The 20,229-nt window shown below is 58.9% G+C and carries 16 protein-coding genes; 11 read left to right on the top strand and 5 right to left on the bottom strand.

What is annotated here, in order from left to right; genetic code table 11:
- The first annotated feature begins 57 nt into the window (after nt 1-57).
- Both V8J63_RS18115 and V8J63_RS18120 read left to right on the top strand, forming a co-directional pair.
- The gene (locus V8J63_RS18115) at nt 58-1,560 is read left to right on the top strand and encodes an ATPase domain-containing protein (protein WP_024013082.1); all 1,503 of its coding nucleotides are present in this window, start codon (nt 58-60) and stop codon (nt 1,558-1,560) included.
- The gene (locus V8J63_RS18120) at nt 1,557-3,227 is read left to right on the top strand and encodes an ATP-binding protein (RefSeq protein ID WP_016774859.1); all 1,671 of its coding nucleotides are present in this window, start codon (nt 1,557-1,559) and stop codon (nt 3,225-3,227) included. Before V8J63_RS18115 ends, V8J63_RS18120 begins: the two co-directional genes overlap by 4 nt.
- A 46-nt stretch (nt 3,228-3,273) precedes the next feature.
- Here the strand turns inward: V8J63_RS18120 and V8J63_RS18125 are convergent, their stop codons facing one another.
- The 5 genes from V8J63_RS18125 to V8J63_RS18145 are packed head-to-tail and all read right to left on the bottom strand — an operon-like array spanning nt 3,274 to nt 9,800.
- Nucleotides 3,274-3,651, bottom strand: a complete 378-nt coding sequence (locus tag V8J63_RS18125) for a response regulator (protein ID WP_016774860.1) — start codon at nt 3,649-3,651, stop codon at nt 3,274-3,276.
- Nucleotides 3,652-3,695: 44 nt separating this feature from the next.
- Complete coding sequence (locus tag V8J63_RS18130; RefSeq protein WP_016774861.1) at nt 3,696-4,910, bottom strand: hybrid sensor histidine kinase/response regulator; 1,215 nt, start codon at nt 4,908-4,910, stop codon at nt 3,696-3,698.
- Entirely contained in the window at nt 4,904-5,497 is a 594-nt protein-coding gene (locus V8J63_RS18135; RefSeq protein ID WP_206422098.1) for a chemotaxis protein CheB, read from the bottom strand. Before V8J63_RS18135 ends, V8J63_RS18130 begins: the two co-directional genes overlap by 7 nt.
- Entirely contained in the window at nt 5,494-6,327 is an 834-nt protein-coding gene (locus V8J63_RS18140; RefSeq protein WP_016774863.1) for a CheR family methyltransferase, read from the bottom strand. Before V8J63_RS18140 ends, V8J63_RS18135 begins: the two co-directional genes overlap by 4 nt.
- Nucleotides 6,327-9,800: a response regulator gene (locus V8J63_RS18145; protein WP_122692507.1), complete on the bottom strand. Its 3,474-nt coding sequence runs from the start codon at nt 9,798-9,800 to the stop codon at nt 6,327-6,329. The genes V8J63_RS18140 and V8J63_RS18145 overlap by 1 nt, the downstream gene beginning before the upstream one ends.
- Before the next feature lie 265 nt (nt 9,801-10,065).
- Between V8J63_RS18145 and V8J63_RS18150 the strand changes: the two genes are divergently transcribed.
- The 9 genes from V8J63_RS18150 to V8J63_RS18190 all read left to right on the top strand — a co-directional run bounded on the left by V8J63_RS18150 (nt 10,066) and on the right by V8J63_RS18190 (nt 20,144).
- On the top strand, nt 10,066-10,425 hold the full coding sequence (locus V8J63_RS18150) for a response regulator (RefSeq protein ID WP_125926543.1): 360 nt from the start codon (nt 10,066-10,068) through the stop codon (nt 10,423-10,425).
- Nucleotides 10,426-10,542: 117 nt separating this feature from the next.
- Entirely contained in the window at nt 10,543-11,847 is a 1,305-nt protein-coding gene (locus V8J63_RS18155) for a glycosyltransferase (RefSeq protein ID WP_130902778.1), read from the top strand.
- 107 nt (nt 11,848-11,954) lie between these two features.
- Nucleotides 11,955-12,818, top strand: a complete 864-nt coding sequence (locus tag V8J63_RS18160; RefSeq protein WP_336464448.1) for a phospholipase — start codon at nt 11,955-11,957, stop codon at nt 12,816-12,818.
- Between the two features lie 88 nt (nt 12,819-12,906).
- A complete protein-coding gene (locus V8J63_RS18165) occupies nt 12,907-13,812 on the top strand; it encodes an AraC family transcriptional regulator (protein WP_122698190.1) in 906 nt (301 codons plus the stop codon).
- Nucleotides 13,813-14,153: 341 nt separating this feature from the next.
- Complete coding sequence (locus tag V8J63_RS18170; RefSeq protein ID WP_336464449.1) at nt 14,154-15,464, top strand: ABC transporter substrate-binding protein; 1,311 nt, start codon at nt 14,154-14,156, stop codon at nt 15,462-15,464.
- Nucleotides 15,465-15,620: 156 nt separating this feature from the next.
- Nucleotides 15,621-16,547: a carbohydrate ABC transporter permease gene (locus V8J63_RS18175; protein ID WP_336464450.1), complete on the top strand. Its 927-nt coding sequence runs from the start codon at nt 15,621-15,623 to the stop codon at nt 16,545-16,547.
- Between the two features lie 8 nt (nt 16,548-16,555).
- The gene (locus V8J63_RS18180) at nt 16,556-17,386 is read left to right on the top strand and encodes a carbohydrate ABC transporter permease (RefSeq protein WP_016774872.1); all 831 of its coding nucleotides are present in this window, start codon (nt 16,556-16,558) and stop codon (nt 17,384-17,386) included.
- A gap of 166 nt (nt 17,387-17,552) precedes the next feature.
- Nucleotides 17,553-18,656, top strand: a complete 1,104-nt coding sequence (locus V8J63_RS18185; protein ID WP_073476158.1) for an ABC transporter ATP-binding protein — start codon at nt 17,553-17,555, stop codon at nt 18,654-18,656.
- Between the two features lie 15 nt (nt 18,657-18,671).
- A complete protein-coding gene (locus tag V8J63_RS18190; RefSeq protein ID WP_336464451.1) occupies nt 18,672-20,144 on the top strand; it encodes a mannitol dehydrogenase family protein in 1,473 nt (490 codons plus the stop codon).
- The last annotated feature ends 85 nt before the right edge of the window (nt 20,145-20,229 follow it).

A 20,229-nucleotide genomic window follows, 5' to 3' on the forward strand; every position in this document is an offset into this window, starting at 1 on the left:
TTCAAGCGGCTCACTTAAGCCAGCCGCCGGATTACCCTAGTCATAAGAGGGCGTTTTTTGACTACATCAAACGAGTTGATCAGTGCAAAGGCCGCCGTCGGCATCGTAGGTCTGGATGACATCCTTGCCGGTGGCCTGTCCCGCGGCCATGTGTTTTTGCTCGAGGGGGAACCCGGAACCGGCAAAACCACCGTGGCTTTGCATTTCCTCCGCGCCGGTGCGCTGGCCGGGGAACGTTGCTTGTACATCACTCTCTCGGAAACCGAGAAAGAACTGCGTCAAGGTGCGCTCTCCCACGGCTGGGAGCTGAACGAAAACATCAAGATCTTCGAGCTGACACCGCCGGAAAGCCTCCTCAATGCCGAACATCAGCAAAGCCTGCTGTATTCCTCGGACCTTGAACTGGGCGAGGCGACCAGGCAGATTTTCGAAGTGGTCGAACGCTTCAAACCGACCCGTGTAGTGCTCGACAGCCTTTCGGAGATCCGTCTGCTGGCGCAGAGCTCGTTGCGCTATCGTCGCCAGATTCTGGCGATCAAGCATTACTTCGTGCGCTACGACGCCACCGTCCTGCTGCTCGATGACCTGACTACAGAATCCCTCGACAAGACCGTGCACAGTGTCGCCCACGGCGTGATTCGCCTTGAAGAGCTGACGCCAAGCTACGGCGCCGAGCGTCGTCGCGTACGAGTGGTCAAATATCGCGGGCAGAAATACCGTGGCGGTTTCCATGACTTCACCATCATGGGCGACGGCGTCCATGTTTTCCCACGCCTGGTAGCGGCGGAACATCGCGGTGACTACCCACGTCTGCAGCTGTCCAGCGGCATCCCGCAAATGGACGCCCTGCTCGGCGGCGGCATCGAGACCGGCTCAAGCACGCTGATTCTCGGCCCGGCCGGTACCGGCAAATCGATGATTTCGATGATCTTCGCCGCCGCAGCGGTGGCCCGAGGCGAAAAAGCCGCGCTGTTCATTTTCGATGAAGAGCTGGGCCTGCTGTTCGAACGCATGCGTCATCTGGGCATCGACCTCAAAGCCTTGCAGGCCACCGGTAATCTGCTGATCGAACAAGTAGACGCCGCCGAATTGTCTCCCGGTGAGTTGTCCCATCGCGTGCGCCGTTGCGTCGATGAGCTGGGTATCAAAACCGTGGTGATCGACAGCATCAACGGCTATCAAGCGGCGATGCCGGAAGAAAACGCGCTGGTGCTGCACATGCACGAGCTGCTGCTGTACCTTAACCGCAAAGGCGCGGCCACCTTCATGACGGTCGCCCAGCACGGTCTGGTGGGCGATATGCAGGCGCCGGTCGATATCACTTACCTGGCCGACACGGTGATTCTGTTGCGCTACTTCGAAGCCCTCGGCAAAGTCCGCCGGGCGATCTCGATTATCAAGAAACGTACCGGCAACCACGAGTCGACCATCCGTGAATACCGGATCTCCTCGCGTGGCATGACCATCGGCCAACCGCTGGAATCGTTCCAGGGCGTGCTGCGTGGCGTGCCGACCTACATGGGAGCGAGCAATCCATTGCTTGAGGATGAAAGCTTGTGACGGTCAACACGCCGTTGGCCGAGCGGGTGCTGGTTCTGGCGCCCATGGGTCGTGACAGCCAGATCGCGTTGATGATTCTCAACGAAGCCGGTTACGGCGGCATGGTGGCGCCGAATCTCGGCGCTCTGTGCACCGAACTGGAGGTCGGTGCCGGGTTGCTGCTGATTGCTGCTGAAGCGTTGCGCGGACCGGAACTCGAAGGGCTTATCGCCTACCTTGACCAGCAGCCCGCGTGGTCGGACATGCCCATCGTACTGCTGACTCATCATGGCGGCGATGAACAAGGGCCGCCGTCGCGCCTCAGCACCCTGCTCGGCAACGTGACTTTTCTCGAGCGCCCCTTCCATCCCGCGACGCTGGTCAGTCTGGTCTCCGCCGCCCTGCGCGGGCGGCGACGACAATATGAAGCGCGCGATCGGCTGATCGACCTGAGTGAAAGCGAACGCCGCCTGCAATCAACTCTGGAAACCCTCGAGCAACAGGTTGAAGAGCGCACCGCACAGCTTCGCCACAACGAAGAAGCGCTGCGCCAATCGCAGAAAATGGAAGCGGTCGGCCAACTTACTGGCGGCATCGCTCACGACTTCAACAATATGCTCACCGGCATCATCGGTAGCCTGGAACTGCTGCGCCGACGTCTGGCCCGGGGCCGGACCGAAGACCTCGACAGCCTGATCGATCTAGGCGTGACCTCCGCCAACCGCGCCGCCGGCCTGACTCACCGCTTGTTGGCGTTCTCCCGCCGGCAATCGCTCGACCCGAAAGCCGTGCAGATGAACACGCTGGTGCTGTCGATGGGCGAGCTGCTGCAACGCAGCCTCAATGAGAGCATTCATCTGGAAATGCGCCTGGACGACAACCTCTGGGTTGCCGAGGCCGATCCCAATCAACTCGAGAGCGCCCTGCTCAACCTGGTCATCAATGCCCGTGATGCGATGCCCGAGGGTGGCAAACTGGTGGTGGAAACCAGCAATCAGGTCCTGCATAGCGACTTCACCGCCGCTTACAGCAATCTGGAGCCGGGCGATTACGTGATGCTCAGCGTCACTGACAACGGTAGCGGCATGCCGCAGAGTGTGGTCAGCCGCGCGTTCGATCCGTTCTTTACGACCAAGCCGATCGGCCAGGGCACCGGCCTCGGACTGTCGATGATCTATGGCTTCAGCAAGCAGTCGCGCGGGCATGTGTCGATCGACAGTGAAGTCGATCAAGGCACCACGGTAAAACTCTACCTGCCGCGTTTCCGTGGTGAAGAAGTGGAAATTCCCGTCTCGGATTCGCAGCAGGCTCCGTATGCGATGGATGGCGAAACCGTACTCATCGTCGAAGACGATCCGGCTGTGCGCGTGTTGGTCAGCGCCGTGCTCAGTGAGTTGGGTTATGCGTTCGTGGAGGCCGGTGATGCCGACGGCGCCATGCCGATTCTAAATTCGACGCAGCGTATTGATTTGCTCATCAGCGACGTTGGCCTGCCGGGGATGAACGGTCGTCAACTGGCGGAGGTTGGTCGGCAATACCGGCCAGGTCTGAAAGTGTTGTTCATCACCGGTTATGCCGAGCACGCGGCGGTGCGCGGTGGCTTCCTCGACTCGGGAATGCAGATGATCACCAAGCCCTTCACCTTTGATCTGCTCACCGCCAAGGTGCGCGAGATGATCAATAGCTGATTCTCATGCAGGAGCTGCCGAAGGCTCGGCAGCTCCTGCATGACCATCAGGCCAGCAGTTCCTGAATCTTTTCCTGCAACACATCCAGATCGAACGGTTTTTCCAGGATCGGTGCCTTGCTGGTGATCGGGCTGCCGGTTTCACGGATTTCCTGCGGGTAGCCGCTGATGAAAATCACTTTGAGGTCCGGTCGCAATTTCACCGCTGGCTCGGCAATCTGCACGCCGGAGATCCCGCCCGGCAGGCGGAAATCGGTAATCAGCATGTCCAGGTGAGGTTTGCTGGCGAGGATCTCGAAAGCCTGCTCGCCATTTTCCGCTTGCAACACGCGATAGCCCTGCCCTGACAGGTAATCCGTCAGGACCATCAAGATAACCGGTTCGTCTTCGACGACGAGTACTACATCTTGCGCATCTACGCTCATGGGAAGCCTTTGTTCGGTCAATAGCTGCTGATACGACCGTGTGGTCACTCAGAGGTTGCGTCGGATATGCCGTTTTCCTGGATCGGCAGACAAACGCGAAACAGGGCGCCTTCGTTGATTTCACTCTCGACGACGATGGAGCCGCCATGGGCGGCGACGATCTGCTCGGAAATGAACAGACCCAGCCCGAGCCCGGCCACCACCGTCTTGGCGGACACCCGTTCGAACTGCTGAAAAATTCGCTTCTGGTTCTCGGCGCTGATGCCGATGCCGTGATCCTGGACCTCGACCCGAGCCTCGTCAGCTTCGCGATAGACGCGCACCTGAATCGGGCTGCGACCGCCGTAACGCAAGGCGTTGGTCAGCAGATTGGACACCACTTGCTCGATGCGGAACTCGTCCCAGCAACCTTCGACCGGCTCGGACGCCTCAAAGGAAACGCTGGTTTCCGCCGCTTCCATTTGCGGTGCAAAATTTTGCAGCAGATTGCTGACCAGTTGCACCAGATCGAAACGACTCGGGCGGATCGACAGTTTGCCGGTGCGGATTCGCGAGACATCGAGCATGTCTTCGATCAGGCGAATCAGACTTTTGATCTGCCGCTCATCGCGATCGACCATCGCCTGCATCTTGTCGAGGGTGAACGCCGCGGCGTTGTCCCGCGCCAGGTGCATCTTGCGCAGCTGGGTTTCAAGGATCAGGCCATTGAGCGGTGTACGCACCTCGTGGGCAACGATGGACATGAAGTCATCGCGCATGCGCACCGCTTGTTCCAGCTCAAGCTGCGTGCTTTGCAACTGTTGCAGCAGCGCTTCCTGCTCACGGCGGGCCTGCTCGAGCGCCTCGACCTGCTGTTTCATGGCCTTGCTCTGGCGATACAGATCGACGAAAACGTTGACCTTGCTCTTCACCGCATGAATGTCCAGCGGCTTGTGCAGGAAGTCCACCGCACCGCTTTCATAGCCCTTGAACGCGTAGTTGAGTTCACGGCCAGCGGCGCTGACGAAAATGATCGGAATGTTCTTGGTCTTCTCGGTGCCGCGCATCAACTCGGCCAGTTCGAAGCCGTTCATGCCCGGCATCTGCACGTCGAGAATGGCCATGGCGAATTCGTGTTGCAGCAACAGCGACAGTGCTTCGTCCGCCGACAGAGCCTTGTAGACCGTGCGATCCTCGCGCTTGATCAGCGCTTCCAGCGCCAGCAGGTTTTCTGGCAGATCGTCAACGATCAACAGTTTGGCTTGGATATTACTCAGCATGCGATTCGTTCCAGCTCGACTAGCAGACGGCCGATGCCGTGAATGGGTAGGACATGATCCGGCTGCAGAACGTTCAGTGCAGCCTGGGGCATGGTGGCGACTTGTGCATCATCGGGGTCTTGAACAATGGTCAGGCCGCCGCAGCGCTTGACGCAGGCCAGACCGCGCGCGCCATCCTGATTGGCGCCGGTCAGCAGCACGGCGGCGAGTGTCTCGCCGTAAACGTCAGCGGCCGATTCAAACAGGTAATCAATAGACGGCCGCGAATGATGTACGCGGTCCTCCAGGCTCAGCGACAGGCTGCGATCCGCTTCGACCGACAAGTGATAACCGGGCGTGGCGAAATACACCGTGCCGGCTTCAATGTCCTGCTTGTCTTCAGCTTCCTTGACCGGCATCGCCACACGGCGGGAGAACACTTCGGCCAGATGACTGCGGCGCTCTTCCGGCAGATGCAGAACGATGATGATCGGCAGCACATAGCCTTTGCGCAATGGCCCGAGCAGGGTCAGCAACGCCTCGACACCGCCTGCGGAGGCGCCGATCACGACGGCCTCGATGCGAGGCAGGCTCGGGGTGTCGTTCATGATTTGCGGTAGATCCGTTCTTGTTTGACCAACGCCTCGAACTGGTTCGAATAGTTGGAAAAATCCAGGGTTTCCTTGCTGCCCAGCACCAGAAAGCCGCGATGCGACAACGATTCATGGAACAGCCCGAACGCCCGGTCCTGCAACTTCTTGTTGAAATAGATCAGCACGTTGCGGCAGGAAATCAACTGGGTTTCGGAGAACACGCTGTCGGTGGCCAGGCTGTGGTCGGCGAACGTCACGTTCTCGCACAGGCTCTTGTCGAAAATCGCGTAGCCGTAGGCTGCGGTGTAGTAATCGGCAAACGAACGCTGACCGCCGGCCTGCTGATAGTTGGCAGTGTAGGCGCGGACGTTTTCCATGGAGAAAATCCCTTGCTTGGCCTTCTCCAGCGAGCGCGGGTTGATGTCGGTGGCGTAGATGATCGTGCGGTCGAGCAGGCCTTCTTCGCGCAGCAGGATCGCCATCGAATAGACCTCCTCGCCCGTGCTGCATCCGGCAATCCAGATCTTCAGCGACGGATAGGTGCGCAGCAGCGGCACCACTTCGTTGCGGATCGCCAGGAAGTGCGACGGATCGCGGAACATCTCGCTGACCGGGATCGTCAGCAGTTGCAGCAGCTGCATGAACGCGGTCGGGTCGTGCAGGACTTTTTCTTGCAGGGCCGAGATGGTCGCGCACTCGAACTGACTCAGCGCGTGCTGCACCCGGCGCTTGATCGAAGCGCCGGAGTAGTCGCGAAAGTCATAGCTGTATTTCAGGTAAATCGCCTCGATCAACAAGCGTAATTCGATTTCGCTGTTGCGCTCGGCTGAACTGCTGCGTTCCACTAGATGCGTTCCATTTTCGGTAACCACACACGTATCAGCGAGAACAGACGATCAAGGTCGATGGGCTTGGCCAGGTAATCGTTGGCGCCCGCTTGCAGGCAGCGCTCCTGATCGTCCTTCATGGCCTTGGCCGTCACCGCGATGATCGGCAGCTTGCGCCAGCGCGGATCCTTGCGGATTTCCATGGTGGCTTCGAAGCCATCCATTTCCGGCATCATTACGTCCATCAGCACCAGGTCGATGTCCTCGACTTCATGAAGTTTCTCAATCGCTTCGCGGCCATTACGGCCGATCACCACGACTGCGCCTTTGTGTTCCAGCGCGCTGGTCAGGGCGAAGATGTTGCGCACATCGTCGTCCACCAGCAGCACTTTGCGACCTTCAAAGACCTTGTCGCGGCTGCGCGCGGTCTTGAGCATCTTCTGCCGTTCATGGGACAGCTGCGATTCGACTTTGTGCAGAAAGAGTGTGACCTCGTCGAGCAATCGCTCCGGGGAGCGTGCGCCCTTGATGATGATCGAGCGCGAATACTTGCGCAGTTCGGCCTCTTCGTCGCGGGTCAGGTTGCGTCCGGTGTAAACGATGACCGGCGGGAACGAGCAGATGTCCTCGGTGGACATGCGCTTGAGCAGATCGTTGCCGAGCATGTCCGGCAGCTTGAGGTCGATGACCATGCAGTCGTAGATGGTCGTGCGCAGCAATTCCAGGGCGTCCTGGGCCAGGCCGACGGCAGTGATTTCGATGTCTTCGTCGCCAATCAGCCGCGCGATGCTTTCGCGTTGCAGATCGTCATCTTCGACCAGCAACACGCGTTTGACCTTCTGCGTCAGCTTGGCCTCGAGACGGGCGAACACATCCTTGAGCTCTTCGCGGGTGGTCGGCTTCACTGCGTAGCCGATCGCGCCCATGTGCATGGCCGCTTCGACGCGGTCTTCCACGGAAATCACGTGCACTGGAATGTGCCGGGTTTCGGCGCGTTCTTTCAGGCGTTGCAGCACGGTCAGACCGGAATGATCCGGCAGGCGCATGTCGAGGAGGATCGCATCCGGAACGAATTCGCGCGCCAGGTCGTAACCTTCGTCAGCGCCGTGGGCGACCAGACACATGTAGCCCAACTCATGGGCCAGGTCATAGAGGATACGGGCGAAGTTCGGTTCGTCCTCCACCACCAGAATGCAGCGGGTGGCGAACGGTGCCTTGTCGCGATCGTCGGCAAAGCGCGGGATGACTGCCGGAATCGCCGATGCGAGCGGAGCCGCAACAGCAACTGGCGCAGGCGTCACAGGTGCCGGGTGGAAGGTCAGCGGCGCGGCCGGCGTTTCACCGAATTCGTGATACTGACGCGGCAACACCAGCGTAAACGTGCTGCCCTGCCCCGGCACGCTGTCGACGCTGATCGAACCGCCCAGCAACGTCGCCAGATCCCGCGAGATCGACAGGCCAAGGCCGGTGCCGCCGTATTTGCGATTGGTGGTGCCATCCGCCTGACGGAACGCCTCGAAGATACTTTCCTGCTGATCCGCGGCGATACCGATCCCGGAATCCTTGACGCTGAAAGCGATGTGATCATTCGGCTGCGCGGTGATGCTCAGGCTGACGGCGCCGTGTTCGGTGAACTTGATCGCGTTGGACAGCAGGTTCTTGATCACCTGCTCCAGACGCTGACGGTCGGTGAACAGCAAGCCCGGTGCGTCCGGCTGAACCTCGACGCTGAAGGCCAGTTTTTTGTCGGCCGCCAACGGTTCGAACATCGAGCGCAAGCCGTCGACCAGTCGATCGACACGGGTGTTTTCGGCGATCACTTCGAGTTTCCCGGCTTCAACTTTGGAAATGTCGAGAATGTCGTTGATCAGGTTGAGCAGATCGTTGCCGGCCGAATAGATCGATTCGGCGAACTTGACCTGTTCCGCCGACAGATTCTGCTGCGGGTTTTCCGCCAACAGTTTGGCCAGAATCAGCGAACTGTTGAGCGGCGTGCGCAGTTCGTGGGACATGTTGGCTAGGAATTCGGACTTGTACTTGCTCGAGCGTTGCAGCTCTTCGGCACGCTCTTCGAGTTGAATCTGCGCCTGATTCAGCTCGGTGTTTTTCTTGTCCATGGCATCGCGCTGTTCGGCGAGCTGCTCGTTGGTCTGCTCCAGCTCCACCTGCTGGGTTTCCAGATGCGCCTGGGATTCCTTGAGAATCCGCGACTGTTCTTCCAGCTCTTCGTTGGCAGTCTTCAGCTCTTCCTGCTGCACTTGCAGCTCTTCATTGAGCTGCTGGGTTTCGGCGAGCACTTCTTGCAAGCGCTGACGGTAACGCGCCGCTTCGATCGAGGTGCCGATGTTGCCGGCAATCAGTTCCAGCAGTTCGATGTCGCGCTCGGACAGCGGACGCAGGAAGCCCAGTTCGATCACACCGTTGACCCGATCATCATCGCTGGTCGGCACCACCAGCACACTGTGCGGCAGACCTGCGCCGAGACCGGAGCTGACTTTGAAATAGTCGCCCGGGACCGCGTCGAGACGGATCAGGCGTGCCTGTTCTGCCACTTGGCCGACGATGCCTTCGCCGCTGTAGATCGTTTGATTGAGCTCTTCCTGCTCGCGGGAGAAACCATAAGTCGCCACGCGCTTGAGGCCGCCATGTTCTTCGCGCACATAAAGCGCGGCGACGGCAGTGCCAAGGTATTGCGCGCAGAATTGCAGAATGTTGCGCCCCAGCAGGTTCAGCGTCAGTTGCCCCAACACCTGCTCGGCCAGTTGCGTCTGGCCGTTGCGCAGCCACGCCTGTTTCTCGAGGCGTTCGGCGCTGGCCAGTTGGGCGGCGAGGTTGGCGCTGTAGTTGGTCGACAGGTTGAGCAGATCACGGCGGCCGATGTAGGCCAGCAACCCACTGATACCGACGATGAAAATCAGATAAAGGGTGATGCTCCAGATCGTCGTGCGGCGCACATCCTCATTGCGGGTGGCGCGCAGCACCTGCTCGGTCTCGATGACGTCCTCGAATTGCTTGCGGATTTCATCGGTCAGGCGCTTGCCCCGCCCGGCCTTGACCGCACCGCGATAGTCGCCACTGCTGCGCTGCAGATCGATCATCGACTGCGCGTAGTTGGCCCACTCCACCTGCAAGGCTTGCAAACGGCGCAAGCGATCGGTCTGCACCGGATTATCGGCGGTCAGCTCCAGCAACGTATTGAGAGCGACCTCGATACGCGGCTTGGCAACTTCGTACGGGTCGAGAAAGTGCTCGTCACCGCTGAGCAGATAGCCGCGCATGCCGGTTTCCAGATCAACGGTGAGCTTCACCGCTTCATTGGCGTTATTGATCACACGGTCGGTGTGCTCGACCCATTGGATGACCGACAGCAAATAAGTGATCAGCGAGACGAAGAACACGGCGCTGAGCACGCCGACGCCCAGCGGCAGGCTGACGTTGCGACTCAGAAGTTTGCGGAACCGTTGTTCATCAACCGAGGACGGAGAGGACATGGGGCAGCCTTGTCGAACTGTTGAAAACCCGAGAGTTTGCCCCAAAACCCCGCCATGGATCCATTTTTCTCACACAAATGATGGCATTTTCCTACACACGCCTGCGCATTGGACGACGCCAACGGTTATCCTTGCCGCACCGCACTGACCTGTTCTTTTTTGTATCAGCTCGGGAACTTGTGGCTATGCGCCACTTACTCATGCAAGAGTCCGGCAAAATTCGCTTGCCCGGTATCCCCCGATTTCAATTTTTGAGAGTCCTGCCATGTCTGCCAATGCCTCCACTATCCTTGTCGTAGAAGATGACGACATCGTGCGCATGCTCATCGTGGATGTGCTGGAGGAGCTGGAATACACGGTATTGGAGGCTGATGATGGCAACGCGGCACTCGAGATTCTTGCGAATCCTGGCAAAGACATCGATTTGATGATGACCGACCACGGCCTGCCTGGCATGGATGGCCGCGAACTTTCTCAAAAGGCCCGTCAGCTGCGCCCTGCTCTGCCCATCCTGTTTGCCAGCGGTTATGCCGAGACTATCGAAGTACCCGGCGACATGCATGTCATCGGCAAACCGTTTTCGATTGACCAGCTACGCGACAAGGTCAAATCCATACTGGAATAGTCCTGCGCATCTACCTGCATTGGCTGGAACCCGAGCAATCGTGATCAACCTGAACTGGCGATGAGCACGCATCACTGTGGTTTAATTGCGCCTTTTTTAAGCGCCGAGAATCCAGCGATGTCCCACTCAGTTCCCACCAAAGTCCTGGTCATCGGCTACGTCTGGCCCGAGCCCCGCTCTTCGGCGGCCAGCGGACATGTCATGCAGATCCTCGAGACATTTCTCGATCAGGGATGGGACATCACGTTCAGCAGCCCGGCCGGCCCGGGTGAACACAAGGCTGATCTGACGGCGCTGGGCGTTCGCGAAGTATCGATCGAGCTCAACAACAGCAGTTTCGACACGTTCATCAGCGAGTTGGCGCCGGATATCGTGCTGTTCGATCAGTTCATGATGGAAGAACAGTTTGGCTGGCGGGTGGAGAAACACTGCCCGGGCGCCCTGCGCATCCTGGAAACCTCCGACCTGCAAAGCCTGCGGCATGCGCGTCATCAGCGTCTGAAAGACCGGCTGAAAAGCGACGACGAGCAGACTGATTTCACCGAACTGTTCGCACCGGCATTGCACGAAGAATTCCAGCTGATGGCGAGCACCGATCTGGCCAAACGGGAAATCGCTGCGCTGTACCGGTGTGATTTGAACCTGATGATTTCCGAAGTCGAGATCGACCTGCTGGTGGAGGAATTCGGCCTGCCTCGGCAAATCCTGCATTGGTGTCCGTTGATGATTGATCTTCCGGACACCGCCGCGCCAGGTTTCGAAGAGCGCGCGCATTTCCTCAGTATTGGCAACTTCCGTCACGCGCCAAACTGGGATGCCGTGCTCTGGATGAAGACCACGCTCTGGCCGCTGATCCGCGCGCGCCTGCCTCGCGCGCAACTGCATATCTATGGCGCCTATACGCCGCCCAAAGCCACCGCACTGCACAACCCGGCCCAAGGCTTTCACATCATGGACTGGGCCGAAGATGCGCTTGAAGTGATGTCGGCAGCGCGGGTCTGCCTTGCGCCATTGCGCTTTGGCGCGGGAATCAAGGGCAAACTGGTCGATGCCATGCTCTGTGGCACGCCAAGCGTGACGACACCGATCGGCGCCGAAGCCATGCACGGCGATGCTCCTTGGCCGGGCGCCATTGCCCTGGACGCAAATACCTTCGCCGAACAGGCCGTGCAACTGTACGAAGATCCAGCGCGCTGGCAGCAAGCGCAGATTCAGGCTTCGGCACTTTTGCAGCAACGTTATCAGCGCAGCGTACATGGCCCGCGTCTGATCAACCGGATAGATGATTGCCGACAACACTTGGCACAACTTAGAAACGACAATTTCACCGGCGCCATGCTGCGACATCACACACTCAAAAGCACTCAATACATGGCTCAATGGATCGAAGCGAAAAACCAGTTGAATCCAACAGAGCGTTGATTACATCAATTACATGACTTGCATTAAAAGCGAACTTTCGCAATAACTCTAACATGCCTATAAACATCCTGCGCGCAACTAATCAACCACTTCGCAGGATATGCAACATGGAAAACTTCGACGATATACCAACCCATCAATGGATGGCTGATTCACCACAGATCGATAATCTTTCGTTATTCGAAATGACCCTGCCCGGCGCGCACAACGCCGGCTGTGACTGGGAAGCTTCTTATGCCCTGATTCCCGGGAAAAACTGGCTTGCCTGCCAGGACGTTTCGTTTTATTCGCAGTTGAATCGCGGCGCTCGCGCACTTGATGTACGCCTTGTTTACAACAGCAAGGCGAAACAACTGGCGAGATTCCGTTTCCAGCACAATGGATTCAACTCTTCGCGAACGCTTGAAGACCTGATCAGAGACCTCAAGGGATTTTATGAAAGAAGCCCGAACGAGTTTATCGTTCTGGACTTTCATGAACTTTCCAACGCTACAGATCCATTCAACCATGAGGAATTCAGAACAGCTTTGCTGGAGCACCTCGGGGAACGGATTATTCCCACCGACAATCTGCACCTGACAATCGGCGAACTCAAAGCCATCAATCCATTGCAACGCATCATGGTGGCCGCGCCGATGACCTGGGAAAGCGAAGACTTTCGTTTCTACAGGCCAATCAATCACAAGTGGATCGGCAAATCACAGGTCAGCACCTCGGATCTTTATGGCTATATAGACAACGTACTGAGCACACCTGTCAGTACGCTCCGCCCATGGTCGCTGTCGGCAACCAGTTACACACTGGGCGGGCCACAGCGCATCCTCGACAGTCTTGACGAGTGGTTCGATCCGGAAAAATCCGATTGGGCGCGCAAGTGCAACATCATCAATTTCGACTTCATCAAAAACTCGAACATCGTGCGTTTCTGCCAAATGGCTAACCTGCGAAAGGCACGCGACAAGCTCAGCTGAGCGGTTATCACGGACGGCCGGTCGGAAGTGGCACAAATGGCAAAAAACGAGGCATGATCGTGCAGCGATAATAAAAAAGTGCCCCGTCATGACCCGAACCGCTCGCGTGACCGACCCTTCCTACGAGTTGATGGACGACCATAACGGCTTGTCCATCATCTACCGCCAGCACGGCTTCCCCTGCCCGCTGGTGCGCTGGCATTTCCACAAGGAATACGAACTGCACCTGATCGTTGCCAGTTCCGGCAAGGTGTTCATCGGCGATTACATTGGCAACTTCTATCCGGAAACCCTGTTTCTGACCGGTCCCAACCTGCCGCACAACTGGATCAGCCAGGTCGCTGAAGATGAAGTGGTGGAGAAACGCGACATGCTGGTCAACTTCACCGACGAATTGTTCGAGAGCGGGCATCAGGTGTTCGCTGAGCTGAAATCGTTGGCGCCACTGCTTGAGCGCGCGCAGTACGGCATCGAATTTCGCTGCAAGCGCACGATCCGTCAGGCCATGACGCTTATGCAGCGGATCGCCGACAGCACCGGCATCACCCGCCTCGGGCATTTTTTCATCCTGATGGAATTGCTTGCGGCCAGTGATGATTACCAGTTGCTGTCCGGTGCCACCACGCCGCAACTGGCCGACGAACACAACATCGACCGCACCAACCGCGCCGTCGATTACATCTTCAGCCATTACGCCCGGGACATTTCACTGGAAGAAGTGGCCGAGCACCTGGGCATGACGCCGACCTATTTCAGCCGGGTATTCAAGCAGGCCACCGGGCGCAACTTCATTGAATTCGTCAATCGCCTGCGCATCAGCAAATCCTGTGAGCTGCTGGCCGACGGCGACAAACCGGTGACCGAGGTGTGCTTCGAGTCGGGCTTCAACAATATTTCCAACTTCAATCGACGCTTTCAGCAACTCAAGGGCATGACGCCGTCGCACTATCGACGGCTGGCGGTGCAGCGGCTGACTGAACAGAATCATCTCTGACGACACGCCACCTGTGGGAGCGAGCCTGCTCGCGAAAGCGTTCTGTCAGTGAAAAATCCTGTGGCTGACACACCATCTTCGCGAGCAGGCTCGCTCCCACAAGAGGTTGTGCCCGGCTGGCGAAATCTGTACGCATTCGTTAACCGCACCTCGCGCAAAACCCCTTCCCTGCGTTCCCCCCACCAAACCCCAGTGCAAAAAAGTATCAACAAAAGTGCTAGGGATGATTTGTCAGCCCCGCCGTTGAAGGCTGTAATCAGCGCAGATTCTTCCTGCATTCGGAAGACACAAAAACAATAACTGTCCTTCTGCCCCGACGGGTGTCAGAAAAGGAGTGCACGATGCAACCCACTGCAAAAGCTCTGCTCGCTCTCACCTGCATGACCCTCAGCAGCGTCAGCCTTGGCGCCCAGACCCTGACCATCGCCACCGTCAACAACAGCGACATGATCCGCATGCAGAAACTCTCGAAAACCTTCGAGAGCGAGCATCCGGACATTACGCTCAATTGGGTGGTGCTGGAAGAAAACGTCCTGCGTCAGCGCCTGACCACCGACATCGCCACACAGGGCGGCCAGTTCGACGTATTGACCATCGGCATGTACGAAGCCGCACTCTGGGGCGGCAAGGGTTGGCTGGAGCCAATGAAGGAACTGCCGGCCAGTTACGCCCTCGACGACGTTTTCCCATCGGTGCGCGAAGGCCTGTCGGTGAAGGGTTCGCTGTATGCGCTGCCGTTTTACGCAGAAAGTTCGATCACCTATTACCGCACCGACCTGTTCAAGGCAGCCGGGCTGACCATGCCGGAGCGGCCGACCTGGGAAGAGATCGCCGGGTTTGCGGAAAAGCTCACCCAGAAAGACAAAGAGCAATACGGCATCTGCCTGCGCGGCAAGGCTGGTTGGGGTGAGAACATGGCGCTGGTCACCACGGTCGCCAATGCTTATGGCGCGCGCTGGTTCGATGAGCAGTGGAAACCGGAATTCAGCGGCCCGGAATGGAAAAATGCGCTGAATTTCTACGTCAACACCATGAAGAAATCCGGCCCGCCAGGCGCATCGAGCAACGGTTTCAACGAAAACCTCGCCCTGTTCAACAGCGGCAAATGCGCGATCTGGGTCGACGCCAGCGTGGCTGGTTCGTTCGTCACCGACAAAACCCAGAGCAAGGTCGCCGATCACGTCGGTTTCACCTTCGCTCCGCATCAGGTCACGGATAAAGGCTCGGCGTGGCTGTATTCGTGGGCGCTGGCGATTCCGACCAGTTCCAAGGCCAAGGACGCAGCAAAAACCTTCAGCGCCTGGGCCACGTCCAAAGAGTACGGCGAACTGGTTGCCAAGACCGATGGCATCGCCAACGTGCCGCCGGGCACCCGCGCTTCGACCTACAGCGATGCGTACATGAGCGCTGCGCCGTTTGCCAAGGTGACGCTGGAATCGCTGAAAGCCGCTGACCCGAGCAAACCGACGCTGAAACCGGTGCCGTACATCGGCATTCAGCTGGTGACCATTCCTGAATTCCAGGCAGTGGGCACCCAGGTCGGCAAGCTGTTCTCGGCAGCACTGATCGGCCAGACCACGGTAGATCAGGCTTTGGCGGCGGCGCAGCAGACTACGGAACGCGAGATGAAGCGTGCGGGTTATCCCAAGTAAGCGCTGAGCGACTTGCTCCTGCCTCTTGTGGGAGCGAGCCTGCTCGCGAAGGCGTCGTGTCAGCCAACACACATGACACTGATCCGGCGCTTTCGCGAGCAGGCTCGCTCCCACATGGGGATCTCCATAGGTCTGTATGACTCGGTTGTGAATGCCATGAATACTTCAACTGCCAAAGCCCACATCGACCTGTCGCCACCCCAGCGCAAGCTGCGGGTGCGCAATCCCGGCTGGTTTCTGGTCAGCCCTTCGGTGACGCTGTTGCTGCTGTGGATGATCGTGCCGCTGGGCATGACCCTGTACTTTTCGATGATCCGCTACAACCTGCTCTACCCCGGCGAAAACGAATTCGTCGGGCTTGAGAACTTCACTTACTTCCTCACCGATTCGGGCTTCATGCCCGGCGCGACCAATACGTTGTTGCTGGTCGGCAGTGTGCTGCTGATCAGTGTGGTCTTCGGTGTGTTGATCAGCGCGTTGCTGGAGGCCAGCGAATTCCTTGGTCGCGGCCTGGTGCGGGTGATGCTGATCTCGCCGTTCTTCATCATGCCCACCGTCGGCGCGTTGATCTGGAAGAACCTGATCTTCCATCCGGTCTCGGGGATCCTCGCCTACATCTGGAAGCTGTTCGGTGCGCAACCGGTGGACTGGCTGGCGCACTACCCGCTGTTGTCGATCATCATCATTGTTTCGTGGCAATGGCTGCCCTTCGCGATCCTGATTCTGATGACCGCCATGCAGTCGCTGGATCAGGAACAGAAAGAAGCCGCACGCCTGGACGGTGCCGGCCCGATCGCGATTTTCTGGCACCTGACCCTGCCGCATCTGGCGCGGCCGATTGCCGTGGTGGTGATGATCGAAACGATCTTCCTGCTCTCGGTGTTCGCCGAAATCTTCACCACCACCAACGGCGGCCCCGGCTACGCCTCGACCAACCTCGCCTACCTGATCTACAACCAGGCGCTGGTGCAGTTCGATGTCGGCATGGCCTCGGCGGGCGGCTTGATTGCCGTGGTCATCGCCAACATCGCCGCGATCATTCTGGTGCGGATGATCGGCAAAAACCTGACTGACAAAGCGTGAGGCCTGCCATGACCCTCCAACAATCCCGCCGCCTGCAAAGCCTGCTGCTCGGCACCCTGGCCTGGGCCATCGCGATCGTGATTTTCTTCCCGATCTTCTGGATGGTGATGACCAGTTTCAAGAGCGAAATCGACGCTTTCGCCACGCCGCCGCAGTTCATCTTCACGCCAACGCTGGAGAACTACCTGCACATCAACGAGCGCAGCGACTATTTCAGCTTCGCCTGGAACTCGGTGGTGATCTCCTTCAGCGCCACGGCCCTGTGCCTGTTGATCGCGGTGCCTGCGGCCTACTCGATGGCGTTCTATGAAACCCAGCGCACCAAAGGCACGCTGCTGTGGATGCTCTCGACCAAGATGCTGCCGCCGGTGGGCGTGCTGATGCCGATCTACCTGCTGGCCAAGAGTTTCGGCCTGCTCGACACGCGCATTGCGCTGATCGTGATCTACACGCTGATCAACCTGCCGATCGTGGTCTGGATGGTTTACACCTACTTCAAGGACATCCCCAAAGACATCCTCGAAGCCGCCCGCCTCGACGGTGCGACGCTGTGGCAGGAAATGGTCCGCGTGCTGCTGCCGATCGCCAAGGGCGGCCTCGCCTCGACCGTGCTGCTGTCGCTGATCCTGTGCTGGAACGAGGCGTTCTGGTCGCTGAACCTGACCTCTTCGAATGCCGCACCACTGACCGCGTTGATCGCCTCGTATTCAAGTCCCGAAGGATTGTTCTGGGCCAAGTTGTCGGCGGTCTCGACCCTGGCCTGTGCGCCGATTCTGATCTTTGGCTGGATCAGCCAGAAGCAACTGGTGCGTGGGCTGTCGTTTGGTGCCGTGAAATGAATATCCCTGAACCAACACGACTCCTGTGGGAGCGAGCCTGCTCGCGAATGCGGTGCGTCATTCAACGTTGAAGGCGGCTGACACGGCCCCATCGCGAGCAGGCTCGCTCCCACAGTCAGAATGTGCGGCTGGTTCAATCGAATAATAAATTGCGGAGGCCCATCTCATGGCCAACCTGAAAATCAAGAATCTGCAAAAAGGCTTCGAAGGCTTTTCCATCATCAAGGGCATTGACCTGGAAGTGAACGACAAGGAATTCGTAGTCTTCGTCGGCCCGTCGGGCTGCGGCAAATCCACCCTGCTGCGCCTGATCGCCGGCCTTGAAGAGGTCAGCGGCGGCACCATCGAACTCGATGGCCGCGACATCACTGAAGTCAGCCCGGCCAAGCGCGATCTGGCGATGGTGTTCCAGACCTACGCGCTGTACCCGCACATGACTGTGAAAAAGAACATGTCGTTCGCCCTCGATCTGGCCGGCGTGCCGAAAGCCGAAGTCGAACGCAAGGTTGGCGAAGCGGCGCGCATTCTCGAGCTCGGCCCGATGCTCGAGCGCAAGCCGAAACAGCTTTCCGGCGGCCAGCGCCAGCGCGTGGCGATCGGCCGTGCCATCGTGCGCAACCCGAAGATTTTCCTCTTCGATGAACCGCTGTCGAACCTCGACGCGGCGTTGCGCGTGCAGATGCGTCTGGAACTGCTGCGCCTGCATAAAGATCTGCAAGCGACGATGATCTATGTAACCCACGACCAGGTCGAAGCGATGACCATGGCCGACAAAGTCGTGGTGCTCAATGGCGGCAGGATCGAGCAGGTCGGCTCGCCGCTGGACCTGTATCACAACCCGGCCAACCTGTTTGTCGCAGGCTTTCTCGGCACGCCGAAAATGGGTTTCCTCAAAGGCAAGATTGCCCGCATCGACGGCGCCAGCTGCGAAGTTTCGCTGGACGCCGGCACGCGCATCACCCTGCCGTTCAACGCCGCCAACCTCAGTGTCGGCAGCGCAGTCACGTTGGGCATTCGCCCCGAACACCTGGAGCTGGCGCAACCTGGCGACTGCACGTTGCAGGTGACTGCCGATGTCAGCGAACGCCTTGGCAGCGACACCTTCTGCCACGTCACCACCAGCGCCGGTGAAGCCCTGACCATGCGCGTGCGCGGCGACTTGGCCAGCCGTTATGGCGAGCAATTGAGCCTGCGCCTGGACCCGACTCACTGCCACCTGTTCGACGCTGAAGGTGTGGCGCTGACTCGCCCACTGCGCGCTGCCGCCTGATTTCGAGACTATCCGATGAAACTCAACCAACAGAACCTCAACCGCCTCGCCGCCGAAGTGCAACTGCCGGGCTACAACCTGAGCGACACACGCCAAGGCATCGCCCACATCGGCGTCGGCGGTTTCCACCGCGCGCATCAGGCGTATTACACCGATGCCTTGATGAACACTGGCGAAGCGCTGGACTGGGCAATCTGCGGCGTCGGCCTGCGCCCGGAGGATCGCCGTGCCCGCGATGATCTGCGCGAGCAGGATTACCTGTTCACCCTCTTCGAACTGGGCGACAGCGATGACACCGAAGTGCGCGTCATCGGTGCAATCCGCGACATGCTGCTGGCCGAAGATGGCGCGCAAACGCTGATCGACAAACTCGCCGAACCGCAGATCCGTATCGTCTCGCTGACCATCACCGAGGGCGGCTACTGCATCGACGACAGCAACGGCGAATTCATGGCGCACCTGCCGCAGATTCAACACGACCTCGCCCATCCCGAAACGCCGGGCACCGTGTTCGGCTTCCTTTGCGCCGCGTTGGCCAGACGCCGTGCGGCGGGTGTTCCGGCATTCACCGTGATGTCCTGCGATAACCTGCCGCACAACGGCGCGGTCGCGCGCAAGGCACTGCTGGCGTTCGCCGCGCTGCGTGATCCGCAATTGCGCGACTGGATCGACCAGAACGTCAGTTTCCCCAACGCCATGGTCGATCGCATCACGCCGATGACCAGCACCGCGCATCGCCTGCAACTGGCCGACAAACACGGCGTCGACGATGCCTGGCCGGTGGTCTGCGAACCGTTTGTGCAGTGGGTGCTGGAGGATAAATTCGTCAACGGCCGCCCGGCGTGGGAAAAGGTCGGCGTGCAGTTCACCGACGATGTATCGCCGTACGAAGAGATGAAAATCAAACTGCTCAACGGCAGTCACTTGGCGCTCACCTATCTGGGTTTCCTCAAGGGTTATCGCTTCGTCCACGAGACCATGAACGATCCGCTGTTCGTGCGTTACATGCGCGCTTATATGGACCTGGATGTCACGCCACAGTTGGCGCCGGTACCGGGCATTGATTTGAGCGAATACAAGGACACGCTGGTGGCGCGGTTTTCCAATCAGGCGATTGCCGATCAACTGGAGCGCGTGTGTTCGGATGGTTCGTCGAAGTTTCCCAAGTTCACCGTGCCGACGATCAATCGGCTGATTGCCGATGGCCGCGAGACCAAACGTGCGGCACTGGTAGTCGCGGCGTGGGCGCTGTATTTGAAGGGCATGGATGAGAATGGCGATACGTATTCGATTCCGGACCCGCGAGGGGCGTTCTGTCAGGGATTGGTGGCGGACGATGAGTTGATCACCGAGCGCCTGTTGGGCGTGGAAGAAATTTTCGGCACGGCGATACCGAAGTCGGCGGAGTTTGTTGCAGCGTTCGAGTGGTGCTGCCAGAGTTTGCGCGAGGTTGGGGTTTCGCGGACTCTGGAACGGGTGCTCGGCTGAAAAGCCCCTCACCCTAGCCCTCTCCCGGAGGGAGAGGGAACCGACCGCGTGGTTCTTCCGTTATTCATCGACCTGAAATTCCGAG

Origin of the sequence: Pseudomonas sp. CCNWLW23, assembly GCF_037095675.1 — a bacterium.
Lineage (GTDB): Bacteria > Pseudomonadota > Gammaproteobacteria > Pseudomonadales > Pseudomonadaceae > Aquipseudomonas > Aquipseudomonas atacamensis.

What these genes read in the sequence shown, in the direction of transcription:
- V8J63_RS18175 (WP_336464450.1), top strand. Translation starts at nt 15,621, where the DNA reads ATGAATACTTCAACTGCCAAAGCCCACATCGACCTGTCGCCACCCCAG.
- V8J63_RS18150 (WP_125926543.1), top strand. Translation starts at nt 10,066, where the DNA reads ATGTCTGCCAATGCCTCCACTATCCTTGTCGTAGAAGATGACGACATC.
- V8J63_RS18135 (WP_206422098.1), bottom strand. Translation starts at nt 5,497, where the DNA reads ATGAACGACACCCCGAGCCTGCCTCGCATCGAGGCCGTCGTGATCGGC.
- V8J63_RS18125 (WP_016774860.1), bottom strand. Translation starts at nt 3,651, where the DNA reads ATGAGCGTAGATGCGCAAGATGTAGTACTCGTCGTCGAAGACGAACCG.
- V8J63_RS18190 (WP_336464451.1), top strand. Translation starts at nt 18,672, where the DNA reads ATGAAACTCAACCAACAGAACCTCAACCGCCTCGCCGCCGAAGTGCAA.
- V8J63_RS18165 (WP_122698190.1), top strand. Translation starts at nt 12,907, where the DNA reads ATGACCCGAACCGCTCGCGTGACCGACCCTTCCTACGAGTTGATGGAC.
- V8J63_RS18180 (WP_016774872.1), top strand. Translation starts at nt 16,556, where the DNA reads ATGACCCTCCAACAATCCCGCCGCCTGCAAAGCCTGCTGCTCGGCACC.
- V8J63_RS18170 (WP_336464449.1), top strand. Translation starts at nt 14,154, where the DNA reads ATGCAACCCACTGCAAAAGCTCTGCTCGCTCTCACCTGCATGACCCTC.
- V8J63_RS18145 (WP_122692507.1), bottom strand. Translation starts at nt 9,800, where the DNA reads ATGTCCTCTCCGTCCTCGGTTGATGAACAACGGTTCCGCAAACTTCTG.
- V8J63_RS18185 (WP_073476158.1), top strand. Translation starts at nt 17,553, where the DNA reads ATGGCCAACCTGAAAATCAAGAATCTGCAAAAAGGCTTCGAAGGCTTT.
- V8J63_RS18130 (WP_016774861.1), bottom strand. Translation starts at nt 4,910, where the DNA reads ATGCTGAGTAATATCCAAGCCAAACTGTTGATCGTTGACGATCTGCCA.
- V8J63_RS18160 (WP_336464448.1), top strand. Translation starts at nt 11,955, where the DNA reads ATGGAAAACTTCGACGATATACCAACCCATCAATGGATGGCTGATTCA.
- V8J63_RS18155 (WP_130902778.1), top strand. Translation starts at nt 10,543, where the DNA reads ATGTCCCACTCAGTTCCCACCAAAGTCCTGGTCATCGGCTACGTCTGG.